We start from the raw sequence: 15,317 nt of genomic DNA on the forward strand, positions 1-15,317 counted from the left end.
CATGAAACCGAATCACGTCCTCGTCCCCCCTCTGGAAATCACCCATGTCCCATTCCGAAATAATTCACAAAAAATTTAGCACATTCTTTCGGAAAGGGGGAGAGGGATATTCCGAAGGAATGTGCAAAAAAGAGTCTTTTTTGTGCGGAAATAAAGTGATAATTTACACCATGGGTTTCGGATTATCGAGGATATGATTGAAGGGTTGAATCACTATCTTGATGAAAAAGGAATTGCTTCCGTAATGGATATTGTAGGGAAATCAGTGTCAAAGTATTCTGATTGGGGAGATTTGGACCTCAATTATAAGGTTGTGGCGCGAATTCATCGTGAGCGCTGTATTCAGTGCAATAAGTGCTACATTTCTTGTGAAGATGCTTCCCATCAATGCATTGAGCGTCTCGTAGACGAAAACGGAAAAGAATATTTAAAAGTGCGCGAAGAAGATTGTGTAGGATGCAATTTATGTTCCATCGTCTGTCCGGTTGACGGAGCGATTGAGATGGTCGAAGTGCCAAGCGAACATCCCCCGATGACATGGAATGAACGGCAAGTGGCCCTTGGCCGGCTAAGCGGTTGCAGTGTGGATATCAAATCATTATAAATGAAGGAGGGTATCATGATGACAAAATTGATAAAAAATGGAACAATTGTCACCGCTACAGATATATATGAAGCCGATCTCCTCATTCAAGATGGGAAAATTGCAGTAATCGGGAGAAATTTAGATGAGAGCGGAGCGGAAGTGATTGATGCCACAGGTTGTTATGTGTTTCCAGGAGGCATTGATCCGCACACCCATTTAGATATGCCGTTTGGCGGCACTGTGACAAAAGACGACTTTGAGTCGGGGACGATTGCCGCCGCATTTGGCGGGACGACGACCATTATTGATTTTTGCTTAACGAATAAAGGTGAGCCCCTGAAAAAAGCGATTGAAACTTGGCATAACAAAGCGACGGGGAAAGCGGTGATCGATTACGGGTTCCATTTGATGATCAGTGAAATAACGGACGATGTGCTTGAAGAGCTTCCAAAAGTGATCGAAGAAGAAGGAATTACCTCCTTTAAAGTATTTATGGCGTATAAAGATGTGTTTCAAGCTGATGATGGAACCTTGTATCGGACGCTAGTCGCGGCAAAAGAACTCGGAGCGCTTGTCATGGTGCATGCCGAGAATGGAGACGTGATTGACTATTTAACGAAAAAAGCCTTGGAGGACGGGCATACTGATCCGATTTATCATGCATTAACGAGACCTCCAGAGCTAGAAGGAGAAGCGACGGGGCGCGCCTGTCAATTGACAGAACTCGCTGGTTCGCAATTGTACGTCGTTCATGTATCGTGTGCTCAAGCGGTAGAGAAAATTGCTGAAGCGCGCAATAAGGGGTTGAATGTATGGGGCGAAACTTGTCCCCAGTATCTGGTGCTCGATCAGTCCTATTTAGAAAAGCCGAATTTTGAAGGTGCTAAATATGTATGGTCACCGCCGCTTCGTGAGAAATGGCATCAAGAAGTGCTATGGAATGCCTTGAAAAACGGCCAGCTGCAAACGCTCGGATCTGACCAATGCTCATTTGATTTTAAAGGCCAAAAAGAATTAGGAAGGGGAGATTTTACCAAAATCCCAAATGGTGGTCCTATTATTGAGGATCGGGTGAGTATTCTTTTCAGTGAAGGAGTGAAAAAAGGGAGAATTACCCTCAACCAGTTTGTTGATATTGTATCAACAAGAATCGCCAAATTGTTTGGTCTATTCCCGAAGAAAGGAACCATTGCCGTCGGTGCGGATGCGGATTTAGTCATTTTTGATCCAACGGTTGAACGGGTGATTTCAGCCGAAACACACCATATGGCTGTGGATTATAATCCGTTTGAAGGGATGAAAGTAACAGGGGAACCTGTGTCGGTTTTATGTAGAGGAGAATTTGTGGTACGTGATAAACAATTTGTCGGGAAACCGGGGTACGGCCAATATGTTAAACGCGCGAAATATGGGGCGCTAATGGCCGACCAAGATGTGGTGAAAATGTCCTAACGTAAATAAATCATTGAACACCAACAAGCTGTGCCTGGCGGTAAGGATGCGGGTCACGACGAGAAGCGGGGGGTGTGTGATGACTTACCATCAGTTTCTACGTGAGCGAGAAAAGATCGATTACTTAATTGAACAAGGATACTATATGAAAAGCGTAAAAGAAAATTTAAGCGGATCGTTTGTTGAATTTGAGAAAGAAGACTCTTTGTCAGAAACAAGAGATATCCAAACACTGCATATTACAAACGCTGATGCACGCAAATATTTTTCGTCATTATTAATCCGCCAGCTCAGAAAACACCACGAATAGAGAGAAGAGCGATGCACATCGCGATAAGCGCCGGAACGAGTTCCTCTATATATCCTCAATCATTATAGAGGCAGGGCCGGCGCTTTGATTTTCATGAAACAGAGCGCGAATCGCCTAAATGAATGTCACATCTCATAACATAAAACGAGATCGATGATGTTGCTTTCTGTATAATGAAACGTAGAAGGCCATATATAGCCAAGCCGTTACATAAAAATTTGTGATAGAAGCAGGAGCGACCGTTTACGCTGCCTAATATTAAAATGGCATTGCCATGATTGGTGTAAGGGGAGTGAAACAAAGTGTATGAAGACTCCTACATTAACGGTTTCTGATATTCTAAAGCGGAAACATTTTGAACATGTTGAAGTGGTTGCAGGGCATAATGGGCTCAACCGCACTGTAAAATGGGTTCATGTTGTCGAGGTTGCGAAAATCCATCATCTGTTAAACGGAAAAGAGCTGATTTTATCTACTGGGGTAGGATGGAAGGAAAATAAGGAACTGTTTCGATCGTTTGTAGAACAGCTTATCAACTGTGACGCTTCGGGATTATGTATTGAAATCGGTATGCATACTCCTTCTGTTCCGCAAGAAGTAATCGATTTAGCGAATGCGCATCACTTTCCGATCATTCTCTTTCTCAAAGAAGTGCCTTTCGTTGAGATCACCCAAGACATCCACACTTATTTAATTAACCAACACTATGAAATCATCTCCGGACTAGAATCATATTCACAGCAATTAAACAAAAAATTACTTTCAATGGACCATTATAGTGAAATTTTAAAACTATTGCACCACTATTCGGGACATCAAGTGGTTTTTAAAATAAACGGCAGAGAGGTGGAGATATTTCCTAAATATAGCAAAACATTTAAGGAAGAACAGTTGATAGTTGACGACAACGCAGCTTCCAAGAAAAGAGTGGCCACCCAACCGATCCAATTTCTCGGGAATGAATATGCCGAGCTATCCATTGTGTCAACCGGAAAGGAAATCAGCGAATTTGATCTGCTGATTTTGGATCGTACGGCAACTGCGCTGGCACAGCATCTGCTTCGTGATTTGTATGTCGATGAAAAAAAGAGAGTAGAAGAAAATGAGTGGTTGAAAAGCTGGCTAGAGGGAGAGCATCCCATTGAAAATGTGTTTAGTTATTTGGCTGAGTATGGGGCAGAGCCAAATCCAAAAGGAGGGACAGTGCTTGTTGTCCGTTTTAAATCTTCAATGAAGCAATGCTCGAATTTAGACATGATTTATTTTAAAATGCTATGCCGGACGATTTTTGAACAACAAGGTTTTTCGACATTTCCTGTCGATTTTCACAGCAGCATCGTATTTATTATGATCAATAACAGGGAAATGAAAACATGGAAAAGTCGAATGAAAATAGGACTGAATTCTTTGCTTGAATCGGATTATATTCAAAAGAAGAAATTACCTCAATTTGTTGTCGGGGTCGGAAAATTTATCGAAAATGTTTCTCATATGGACAAAAGTTATCGGACGGCTTTAGAGACGATCAAAATTCAACATCATCTTGGCGGCAGAGCCAATAGCTGTTTTTATGAGGATTTGCATATCTATCGAATTATTTCCCTTATTCATAAATACAATGATTTGTATGAAGTTGTCATGGAATACTTAGAGCCTGTTCTTCAATACGATGAAAAATATAATGGAAACTTGTTGGAAACGTTAAAGGTATATTTGGCGTGTAACGGTTCAAAAAAAGAAACCGCACAAAGACTATTTGTCGTTAGGCAAACGCTGTATCATCGAATCCAAAAACTAGAGTCGCTTTTAGGAGAGGATTTTATGAATCCGGAAAAACGGCTCGCTATTGAGTTTATGATCAAGGCATATGAATATTTACACTCGCAAAGTATGGAAAACAAATATGTGCAGCATGATCGGTTGCGAAGATTGTAAGTAAGAAGTCTCCCCCCTGAGAAGCGAAAAGCAGAAGATGCCGTAGGCTTCTAGGGGGATTTCTTTCGTAAAAACATCCATGAGCAATTTTTTGCTCTCCACCGACATGAAAATCTCAGTCCAAGGCGCGCACATTTTCAAAATTTGGTCACATTGTGGAATAAATAGGCTAATCGCTTTTACGCTTTGTCTAGTGAAGGCAATCAAAAACTGGAGGATAATTTTGTGTAACAATACAAAATATTTAGATCATGAACAAAGATAGGAATAAGGAGGAGAATCTGATGTCCATCACCAAACCGGAAACAACGGTTCTCAAAAACTATATCGGCGGACAGTGGGTGGCATCGAGTGGCACAGAAACGCTAGAAGTCCCGAACCCGGCGACTGGGGAAGTGTTGGCGCGTGTTCCGATCTCAACCAAAGAGGATGTCGATCAAGCGGTGCAAGCAGCCAAGAAAGCGTTTGCGACGTGGAAAGATGTCCCTGTTCCCAAACGAGCGCGGATTATGTTTTCATTTCACCATTTGTTAAACCAGCATCATGAGGAATTAGCGGAGCTTGTCGTACAGGAAAATGGCAAAGCGTATAAAGAAGCGTACGGAGAAATTCAACGGGGGATTGAATGCGTGGAGTTTGCGGCCGGCGCTCCGACTTTGCTGATGGGGGAATCGCTGTCGAATATTGCGGAAGAGATTGACTCGGAAATGTTTCGTTATCCGTTGGGAGTTGTGGCAGGGATCACTCCGTTCAACTTCCCCATGATGGTGCCGCTTTGGATGTTCCCGTTGGCGATTGTGTGCGGCAATACGTTTGTATTGAAGCCATCGGAACGGACGCCCATTTTGGCCAATAAGTTAGCAGAACTGTTTACGGAGGCAGGTGCCCCTCCTGGAGTGCTCAATGTCGTTCATGGAGCGCATGAGGTGGTCAACGCCTTGATTGATCATGAGGATATTCGTGCGATTTCATTTGTCGGTTCACAGCCAGTGGCCAAGTATGTGTATGAACGGACAGCAGCGCAAGGCAAACGAGTGCAGGCGTTGTCGGGGGCGAAAAATCATCATATTGTCATGCCAGATGCGGATGTAGAGACGGCCGTACAACATGTGATCAGCTCAGCGTTTGGCAGCGCGGGCCAGCGTTGCATGGCTTGCAGTGCAGTCGTGATTGTCGGGGAAAACGAAACGTTCGTCCGTCGGTTGAAACAAAAAGCGGATGAGTTGATTATTGGGAATGGTATGGATCCGGAAGTGTTATTAACCCCGGTCATTCGGCAGTCTCACCGTGAAAAGGTGCTAGGCTACATTCAGAAGGGGATTGAAGAGGGTGCTGTATTGCTTCGCGATGGACGAAAGGAAATGGATGATAGACCCGAAGGCAATTTTTTAGGTCCCACGATTTTTGATTATGTCACCCCGGATATGACGATCGCCAAAGAAGAGATCTTCGCACCTGTATTAAGTTTGCTGAGGGCCAATGATTTAGATGAAGCGCTCAGCTATATTCGGAAGTCTCGGTATGGGAACGGGGCGACGATTTATACAAAGGATGCGAAGGCCGTCCGGAAATTCCGTGAAGAGGCCGATGCGGGGATGTTGGGCATTAACGTCGGCGTGCCGGCGACGATGGCGTTTTTCCCGTTCTCTGGCTGGAAAGATTCGTTTTACGGCGATCTTCATGTGAATGGAAAAGATGGCGTGAATTTTTACACGCGCAAAAAGATGATTACTTCCCGGTTTGATTTTTAACCTGTGTTGGGTGAAAGGGGCAGAGAATCATGCAAACTGAACAAACCCACCAACTGTGGCTCGACAAAGATGACCGATATATCTGGCATTCGATGAAGCCATATAACCCACAAGCAACGCTGATTGCCGCCGAAGCAAAAGGCTGCTGGGTGACGGATGCAGCTGGCCATCAGTATTTGGATGCGATGGCCGGGCTCTGGTGCGTCAACGTCGGCTACGGGCGCGAGGAACTCGCCGAAGCGGCGTATGAGCAGCTGAAGACGCTGGCGTATTTCCCGTTGACGCAAAGCCACTTGTCGGCGATTCAGCTCGGGGAAAAGCTCAACGAACTGTTAGGCGATGAGTATGTGATTTTCTTTTCCAACAGCGGGTCGGAAGCGAACGAAACGGCGTTTAAAATCGCCCGCCAATACCATCAGCAACGCGGGGAGCATCATCGGTACAAAATCATTTCCCGCTACCGGGCGTACCATGGGAATTCGATGGGGGCGCTCTCAGCCACCGGGCAGGCGCAGCGGAAATACAAATACGAGCCGCTCGCCCCAGGTTTCATCCACGTGCCGCCGCCGGATGTCTACCGCGACCCGGATGCGGCGGACGATCCGCGCCGACTGCGGGCGGTAAAGGCCATTGATGATGTCATGACGTGGGAGTTGAGCGAAACGATTGCGGCCGTCATTATGGAGCCGATCATCACCGGGGGCGGTGTGCTCATTCCTCCGGACGGGTATATGAAAGCGGTCAAAGAAGTGTGTGAAAAACACGGGGCTTTGCTTATTGTCGATGAAGTCATCTGCGGCTTCGGCCGGACGGGAAAAGCGTTCGGATTTCAACACTACGGCGTCAAGCCGGACATTATCACGATGGCGAAAGGCATTACGAGCGCGTATTTGCCGCTGGCGGCAACGGCGGTTCGGAAAGAGATTTACGAGGCGTTCAAAGGAACAGGCGAATACGACTATTTCCGCCATGTCAATACGTTTGGGGGCCATCCGGCTGCTTGTGCGGTGGCGCTGAAAAACATCGAGATTATGGAGGAGGAGCGTCTGTTTGACCGTTCGCGTGAAGCGGGCGAATGGCTGCTTTCGGCACTGAAAACGAAACTGGCCGACCATCCGTACGTCGGGGATGTGCGCGGCAAAGGGCTGCTTGTCGGCATTGAATTGGTCGCCGACCGAGCGACGAAAGAGCCTCTTGATGTGTCGCTTGTCAATCAAGTGATCCATCGATGCAAAGAAAACGGCCTCATCATCGGCAAAAACGGAACGACAGTCGCCGGGTACAACAACGTGCTCACCTTATCGCCGCCGCTTTGCATCACGGATGATGAACTTTCGTTTGTGGTGCGTGTCTTGACCGGGGCGCTAGCGGCCATTCAATAAGAAGAAGGACAAACGCCAGCTTGGGTCGACAGGCTGGTGTTTTATTTGCCTTCGTGCAGACATTCGGAAAAACATAGAAGCAGGCGGCTGTCGCTAGGGCTGAACGTTCTCCCGCCTATGCGCTTGTTCTTCGAGATGGGAGATTCTTAGACACCTGCCTCAGGGCAGGCTGCCCGATCATCGATTCCTGTGTGTTTGACGAAAGATCGATCATGAACACTGAATGGCCATTCCGAACAAGAGCCGTTTTAACCCCATTCAAATACATACGTTAATGGAATAGCTAAGTCCTTAAATTGTGCGGAATGCAGCGTGTCTTGTTGTCCGTATGTTGCATGTCGTTGATATGTACCTTCGTGCAAATAGTACACATGAATCATTTTATTAGCAGTATCAACAATCCAATATTCCGCAATTCCATAGTGTTGGTAAGTATAAAATTTTTCGTTGTAGTCTTTTAAAGCGGTTGAAGGTGACAAGACTTCAACAACCAGTGTAGGTGCCCCGTAACATCCTTTTTGGACAATCTGTTTTTTATTGCAAATCACGGCAATATCGGGTTGGACAATGTCATCAGGGGTTTCATACGTTTCATTTTTGCTAAGGAATACATCAAACGGCGCCATAAAAACATAACAATGTTTGTTTTGGAAAAAATGGCGCAAAGCAAAATACAATTCTCCGACTGCAAATTGATGTTCCGAAGATGGAGCAGGTGTCGTATTATATGCTTTTCCATTTATAAGTTCCCAGCGACCTTCCCATGTTTTCCAGTCAGCGTAAGTGTAAATTTTGTTCGAGTCAGGGATATTGCCCATTGTTTCACCCTCTTTCATTTTTAAGAATACGTTTGTTTACAGTTTAGCAAAAGAAATCAAGGAAGTGTAGGGAGGACTTTCATTAGACGTTTATTTATCACCCGCTTACGCTCACAAGCGGGAGTGAGGGTCTTCTTGGTTCAGGATGATAAAAAAGGAATCTGGCGTTTGGTTGTCGAATGACATGAGAGAAGAATGCATGAAGAAAGGGAGAGGAATGATGTCCGCATTTCAAGCGTTTGTCGTCAACAAAACCGAAACAGAATTTACCGCCGGCGTGCAGACGATATCCATGGATGATTTGCCGGAAGGAGACGTCGTTGTCCGCGTCCATTATTCAAGCGTCAACTACAAAGATGGATTGGCGTCCATTCCGGACGGCAAAATTGTGAAAACGTATCCGTTCGTGCCGGGAATTGATTTGGCCGGGGTGGTTGTCTCGTCGCAACATCCGCGCTTCCGCGAAGGGGACGAGGTGATCGCGACCGGATATGAAATCGGTGTGACGCATTTCGGGGGCTACAGCGAGTACGCCCGGCTGCACGGCGATTGGCTCGTGCCGCTGCCAAAAGGGTTGACGTTGAAAGAAGCGATGGCGATCGGCACGGCTGGGTTCACGGCGGCATTGTCCATTCACAGGCTTGAGGAGCATGGGTTGACGCCGGAACGCGGACCGGTGCTTGTCACGGGGGCGACGGGCGGCGTCGGGAGTCTGGCTGTGTCGATGCTATCGAAGCGCGGCTATACGGTGGAAGCGAGCACAGGCAAAACGGCGGAGCACGACTATTTGCGCGCCCTCGGCGCCAAGGAAGTGTTGACGCGCGAAGACGTCACGGCTGAACGCATTCGTCCGCTTGATAAGCAGCGCTGGGCCGCGGCGGTCGACCCGGTCGGCGGCCGGACGCTGGCGACGGTGTTAAGCCGCATCCGCTACGGCGGAGCGGTGGCGGTGAGTGGACTGACCGGAGGGGCGGAAGTGCCGACGACGGTCCATCCGTTTATTTTGCGCGGTGTCAGCTTGCTTGGCATCGATTCTGTCTATTGTCCAATGGATGTGCGCCTCCGCATTTGGGAGCGGCTCGCTGGCGACTTAAAGCCGGATTTGGAGCGGATTGCTCAAGAGATTTCGCTCGCTGAATTGCCGCAAGCGCTTAAGCGCATTTTGCGCGGCGAACTGCGCGGCCGGATGGTGGTGCGGCTGGGATGACGTTCGGACGCAATCGAACGGAAGCAGCGTCCGAACTTGGTGCTCTCCACATCTTCTTTTTGAATGATCCTTGATGAGTGAAGGCGACGGAAAGGGGAAGTGTGCAGAAGAAGAAAGGAAAGACGCAGGGGGAAGCACCTGCGTCTTTTTTTTGTGATCTCGAACCCATTTTTCGACGTGAGCGTAGGCGGGGGAGCGTTCATCCCCGCAATTGATACCGCTCGAGCTCCGCGAAAAAGTCTTTCACAAACCGGTAAAACACTTTCACCGACGGGGCGAGCTCGTGATGGTCGGAGACGATGATGCCGACATTTCGCTTCACTTGCGGCATTTCAATCGGCACTTTGGCGGCGTAGCGAAGCAAGCTTTCCGACAGGGCGCTCTCCGGCAAGAGGGTCACGCCGATGCCGGCGGAGACAAGCCCTTTAATGGCATCGAGATCTTCGCCTTCCGATGAGATGTTGGGCGAAAATCCGGCTTGGTGGCAAGCGTCAATGACGATTTGATGCAAAATGTATCCCTTTGGAAACGTAACAAACGGGTCGTGGCGCAGTTCGTTTAACACGATCCGGTCGCGGCGAGCGAGCGGATGGCTGTTCGGCAGGAGGGCCGCAAACGGTTCAGAAAATAAAATTTCCCCTTTGATGCCGATTTCGCGTGCGGGAATTGGTCCAAGAAAGGCCAAGTCAATTTCCCGTTTTTTCACCGCTTCGATTAAATAATAGTACGACCCTTGGCGGAGATGGAACGAGACGTTTGGGTGTTCCGCTTTAAAGGCGGAGATGACCATGGGCATCATGTGGCTTGCCAGGCTTGTCGGAAACCCGATTTTAATCGTCCCGCGCTCCGGGTCTAAATATTCTTCGATTTGTTGCTTTGCATCATCGACCGCCTTCAACACCGCTTCGGCGTGCGGCAAAAAATGACGGCCGATGGGGGTGAGCTTCACGTTCCGCCCTTCCCGTTCAAAAAGCTGCACGCCAAGCTCCGCTTCTAAGTTTGCGATTTGCCGGCTGATCGCCGACTGCGCGACATGGAGGGCATCGGCGGCTTCGGAGACGTGTTCGCGCCGGGCGACTTCCACGAAATATTGCAGCTGCCGCAGCTCCATTTTTCTCCCTCCTTTTGATTGATCGCAAAATGAGATGGATTTTATCTAAATTATATATTGTTTATATTAATTTTGAAAACTACAATGAATATTACAGACAATTCGGAACGGGAGGGGAAGGCAGCATGAAACACTACGGATTACCGGAAGCACAAGGGTTATATCGCCCGGAATTTGAGCATGATGCATGCGGGATCGGGTTTTATGCGCATTTGAAAGGAAAACCGTCACATGACATTATCGAAAAAGCGCTCCATATGCTTCGCCAGCTTGAACACCGCGGCGGACAAGGGAGCGATCCGGAAACGGGCGATGGCGCGGGCATTATGACGCAAATTCCGCATGAGTATTTTCAAGCGGTGTGCGGCGGGATGAACTTGCCGGAAAAAGGGCGCTACGGGGTCGGGATGTTCTTTTTGCCGGAAGAGGAAGCGAAACGGGCGTACTATGAATCGATGTTCAATGAGATCGTCGCTCAAGAAGGGCAACGGCTGCTCGGATGGCGGACAGTTCCAGTTGATCGTGAAAAGCTTGGCAAACTGGCGCGGCAAAGCCAGCCGTTCATCCGCCAAGTGTTTGTCGCGGCAAGTGATGACGTGGCTGATGAGTTGGCGTTTGAACGGAAGCTGTATGTGATCCGCAAACAATTCGAAAAATGTGTGGAAAACAACGAGTGCTATGTAGCGAGCTTCTCGAGCCGGACGATCGTTTATAAAGGGTTGCTTACGCCGGAACAAATCGATGCGTTTTATTTGGATTTGCAAGATGAACGGTTCCGTTCGGCGTTTGCCCTCGTGCACTCGCGCTTCAGCACGAACACGTTCCCGAGCTGGGAGCGGGCCCATCCGAACCGCTATTTGATCCATAACGGCGAGATCAACACGCTGCGCGGCAATGTCAACTGGATGACGGCGCGCGAGAAACAATTTGTGTCGGAAGCGTTCGGCGCGGATTTGGAAAAAGTCGTGCCGATTTTGGATACGAACGGCAGCGACTCGTCGATTTTGGACAATGCGTTTGAATTTTTCGTTCTCGCTGGCCGGAAGCCGGCCCATGTCGCGATGATGCTCATTCCGGAACCGTGGTTTTGGGATGAGCAGATGGACGGGGCGAAAAAGGCGTTTTACGAGTACCACAGCTGTCTCATGGAGCCGTGGGACGGACCGACGGCGATTTCGTTCACCGACGGCAAGCAAATCGGCGCCATTTTGGACCGGAACGGTTTGCGTCCGGCCCGCTATTATGTCACCAAAGACGACTACATTATTTTCTCATCCGAAGTCGGCGTCATCGATGTTGACCCGAACAACATTTTATATAAAGAGCGGCTGAGCCCGGGGAAAATGCTGTTGGTTGACCTCGAGCAAGGGCGCATCATCTCTGACCAGGAAATCAAGGAAGAAATGGCTCATGAAAAGCCATATCGCCAATGGATCAACGAGCAAATGATCACGCTTGGCGATCTGGAAATTCCGGAGGACGTCGAAGCGCCGAAGCAGCTTGTCAAGCTGCAAAAAGCGTTCGGCTACACGTTTGAAGATGTGGAAAAAACGATTTTGCCGATGGCGGCGGAAGGAAAAGATCCGACCGGCGCTATGGGCATGGACGCGCCGCTTGCCGTGCTGTCGGAGCGGCCGCAAAGTTTGTTCAACTACTTCAAGCAGCTGTTCGCCCAAGTGACAAATCCGCCGATTGATGCGATCCGCGAATATGTCGTCACCTCGACGATGACGCTGCTTGGCAAAGAAGGGAACATTTTGCATCCGGACGCCAAAGCGGCGCGGCGCATCCGCTTGGAAACTCCGCTATTGACGAACGAAGAGCTCGCAGCGTTAAAAGCCAATCCGTACCCGGAATTTGCGTGCGCGGTGCTGCCTACGCTGTTTACTGATGATTTGAAACAGGCGCTTGATGAGCTGTTTGCCAAAGCGGATGAAGCGATCGAAAACGGCGCGGCGCTCCTCGTGTTGTCCGACCGCGGCGTTGATGACACGCATGTGGCGATTCCGGTGTTGCTGGCGGTAAGCGGGCTTCATCAACACCTTGTCCGCAACGGGACGCGCACAAACGTCAGCCTGCTTGTCGAAAGCGGCGAAGCGCGGGAAGTGCACCATTTTGCGGCGCTCATCGGCTACGGGGCGGACGCCATCAACCCGTACTTGGCGCTCGAGACCATCCGCCAGGCGTCAGAAAACGGCGTCATCGCCTTGTCGTACCGGGAAGCAGCGAAAACGTACATCAAGGCGGCTGTTGACGGCGTCGTCAAAGTGATGTCGAAAATGGGCATTTCGACGGTGCAAAGCTACCGCGGCGCGCAAATTTTTGAAGCGGTCGGCATCGGCGACGATGTCATTGAGGAATACTTCACCGGCACGGCGTCGCAAATCGGCGGCATCGGGCTTGCGGAAATTGCGAAAGAAGCGAAAATGCGCCACGAAGCCGCTTTCGGAGCGCGGCATGAAGACGATGTGCTCGATGCAGGCAGCGAGCTGCAATGGCGGCGCAACGGCGAACATCACGCGTTCAATCCGAAGACGATCCATTTGCTGCAGTGGGCGTGCCGGAAAAACGATTACAACCTCTATAAACAATATTCGAAACTGGCCAATGAAGAACAGTTGACGTTCTTGCGCAATTTGTTCGATTTCGATTCGAGCCGGCAACCGGTGCCGATTGAGGAAGTCGAACCGGTCGAGTCGATCGTCCGCCGCTTTAAAACAGGGGCCATGTCGTTCGGTTCGATCAGCCAGGAAGCCCATGAGGCGCTGGCGATCGCCATGAACCGGATCGGCGGAAAAAGCAACAGCGGCGAGGGCGGCGAAGACCCGGCCCGCTATGTGAAAGATGAAAACGGCGACTGGCGCCGCAGCGCGATCAAACAAGTGGCGTCCGGACGTTTTGGCGTAAAAAGCCATTATTTGGTCAATGCCGATGAATTGCAAATCAAAATGGCCCAAGGAGCAAAACCGGGTGAAGGCGGGCAGCTTCCGGCCAACAAAGTGTATCCGTGGGTCGGCAAAGTGCGCGGCTCAACGCCAGGGGTGGAGCTCATCTCTCCGCCGCCGCACCATGACATTTACTCGATTGAAGATTTGGCCCAACTCATTTATGATTTGAAAAACGCCAACAAAGATGCGCGCATCAGCGTGAAGCTCGTCGCCAAAGCCGGCGTTGGCACGATCGCCGCTGGCGTGGCGAAAGGGAACGCCGATGTCATTGTCATCAGCGGCTATGACGGCGGCACGGGCGCTTCGCCGAAAACGAGTATTAAACATGCCGGCCTGCCGTGGGAGCTTGGTTTGGCGGAAACGCATCAGACGCTCATGCTCAATGGGTTGCGCGACCGCGTCGTTCTAGAAACCGACGGCAAATTGATGACCGGCCGTGACGTTGTGATGGCGGCGCTGTTTGGGGCCGAAGAATTCGGATTTGCGACGGCACCGCTCGTCGTTTTAGGCTGTGTCATGATGCGCGTCTGCCATTTGGATACATGCCCGGTCGGCGTGGCGACGCAAAATCCGGAACTGCGCAAAAAATTCACCGGGAAGCCAGAACATGTCGTCAACTTTATGTACTTTGTCGCTCAAGAAGTGCGGGAAATTATGGCGGAGCTCGGCTTCCGCACGATCGACGAAATGGTCGGCCGCGTCGATGTCTTGAAGGTAAGCGAGCGGGCGAAAGCGCATTGGAAAGCGAAACATCTCGATCTGTCGCGTCTTCTGTACCAAGTCGATGGACCGCGCACTTGCATCAAAGGGCAAAACCATCGTTTGGAAGAGACGCTTGATCATACAGAAATTTTGCCGGCGGTGCAGCCAGCGCTTGAACGGCAGGAGCCGGTCGAACTTCACCTCGCCATCCGCAACGTCCACCGCACGGTCGGGGCGATGACCGGCAGCGAGATTTCGAAACGCTACGGTGAGGAAGGGTTGCCGGATGATACGATCCGCCTCCATTTCACCGGATCGGCCGGGCAAAGTTTTGCGGCGTTTGTGCCGAAAGGGATGACGCTCGAGCTCGTCGGCGACGCGAACGACTACGTCGGCAAAGGGCTTTCCGGCGGCAAAGTGATCGTCCGTCCGCCGCATGAGGCGCCGTTTGCCGCAGCGGACAATGTCATTATCGGCAACGTCGCTTTCTACGGGGCGACGAGCGGCGAGGCGTACATTCGCGGCCGCGCCGGTGAACGGTTCTGTGTGCGCAACAGCGGCGTTCATGCCGTTGTTGAGGGAGTCGGCGATCACGGGTGTGAATATATGACCGGCGGCCGCGTCGTCATCCTCGGTTCGGTTGGCAAAAACTTCGCCGCTGGCATGTCCGGGGGCATCGCTTACGTTCTCGCTGACGAAGACAGCTGGCAGCAAACCGCCAACCTTGAGCTCGTCTCGTTTGAGCGGCTCGAAGACGAGGAAGAAATTCGCGACGTGCGTCGGATGATCGAAAACCATTACCGCTATACGGGAAGCCCGCGGGCGGCGTTAGTGCTCGAAGAGTGGGATGCGTATGTCCGCCGGTTTGTCAAAGTCATTCCACACAACTACAAACTGATGGTGGAAACGATTCAAGCGCTCGAACAATCCGGGTTTTCGTATGATGAAGCTGCCTTGGCGGCGTTTGAAACGGTGGCGAAACGGAAAAAAGCGGCTGCCGTCGGTGTCCATGTGTTGCAAGCGGCCGCGAAATAAGGTCTTCCTTTCGGGCGGCTGTGGCATGGCGGCGCCGCTTTGGCCCCGCGGCCGCGCGGGGCTCGCTTTTTGACTGGCCT

9 protein-coding genes and 1 pseudogene are annotated in these 15,317 nt (G+C 50.2%); 8 read left to right on the top strand and 2 right to left on the bottom strand.

The window, feature by feature from the left end:
• Positions 1-163 precede the first annotated feature (163 nt).
• From ACVBDQ_RS14355 to ACVBDQ_RS14380, 6 genes and pseudogenes are all read left to right on the top strand, one after another.
• Positions 164-604 (top strand): annotated as a pseudogene (locus ACVBDQ_RS14355) (4Fe-4S dicluster-binding protein); the annotation flags it as partial.
• 18 nt (positions 605-622) lie between these two features.
• Complete coding sequence (gene hydA / locus ACVBDQ_RS14360; protein ID WP_011230919.1) at positions 623-2,038, top strand: dihydropyrimidinase; 1,416 nt, start codon at positions 623-625, stop codon at positions 2,036-2,038.
• A 79-nt stretch (positions 2,039-2,117) separates the two neighbouring features.
• Complete coding sequence (locus tag ACVBDQ_RS14365; RefSeq protein ID WP_011230920.1) at positions 2,118-2,348, top strand: hypothetical protein; 231 nt, start codon at positions 2,118-2,120, stop codon at positions 2,346-2,348.
• A gap of 306 nt (positions 2,349-2,654) precedes the next feature.
• Positions 2,655-4,283 carry a PucR family transcriptional regulator gene (locus ACVBDQ_RS14370; RefSeq protein ID WP_011230921.1) on the top strand — a complete coding sequence of 543 codons (1,629 nt, stop codon included), beginning with the start codon at positions 2,655-2,657 and terminating at the stop codon, positions 4,281-4,283.
• Positions 4,284-4,567: 284 nt separating this feature from the next.
• A complete protein-coding gene (locus tag ACVBDQ_RS14375; RefSeq protein WP_011230922.1) occupies positions 4,568-6,034 on the top strand; it encodes a CoA-acylating methylmalonate-semialdehyde dehydrogenase in 1,467 nt (488 codons plus the stop codon).
• 29 nt (positions 6,035-6,063) lie between these two features.
• Positions 6,064-7,416: an aspartate aminotransferase family protein gene (locus tag ACVBDQ_RS14380; RefSeq protein WP_011230923.1), complete on the top strand. Its 1,353-nt coding sequence runs from the start codon at positions 6,064-6,066 to the stop codon at positions 7,414-7,416.
• A 248-nt stretch (positions 7,417-7,664) separates the two neighbouring features.
• On the opposite strand, the gene ACVBDQ_RS14385 is transcribed toward ACVBDQ_RS14380, so the two are convergent.
• Positions 7,665-8,234 (bottom strand): Uma2 family endonuclease, encoded by a 570-nt coding sequence (locus ACVBDQ_RS14385; RefSeq protein WP_011230924.1) that lies wholly within the window; start codon positions 8,232-8,234, stop codon positions 7,665-7,667.
• A 220-nt stretch (positions 8,235-8,454) separates the two neighbouring features.
• Here ACVBDQ_RS14385 and ACVBDQ_RS14390 point away from each other — a divergent pair, with 220 nt between their 5' ends.
• On the top strand, positions 8,455-9,441 hold the full coding sequence (locus ACVBDQ_RS14390) for an NADPH:quinone oxidoreductase family protein (RefSeq protein ID WP_021322068.1): 987 nt from the start codon (positions 8,455-8,457) through the stop codon (positions 9,439-9,441).
• 199 nt (positions 9,442-9,640) lie between these two features.
• Here ACVBDQ_RS14390 and ACVBDQ_RS14395 read toward each other — a convergent pair whose 3' ends face one another.
• Complete coding sequence (locus ACVBDQ_RS14395) at positions 9,641-10,552, bottom strand: LysR family transcriptional regulator (protein ID WP_446663278.1); 912 nt, start codon at positions 10,550-10,552, stop codon at positions 9,641-9,643.
• Positions 10,553-10,677: 125 nt separating this feature from the next.
• Between ACVBDQ_RS14395 and gltB the strand changes: the two genes are divergently transcribed.
• Positions 10,678-15,237, top strand: a complete 4,560-nt coding sequence (gene gltB / locus ACVBDQ_RS14400; protein ID WP_021322067.1) for a glutamate synthase large subunit — start codon at positions 10,678-10,680, stop codon at positions 15,235-15,237.
• The last annotated feature ends 80 nt before the right edge of the window (positions 15,238-15,317 follow it).

It is taken from the genome of Geobacillus sp. CCR (assembly GCF_052906625.1).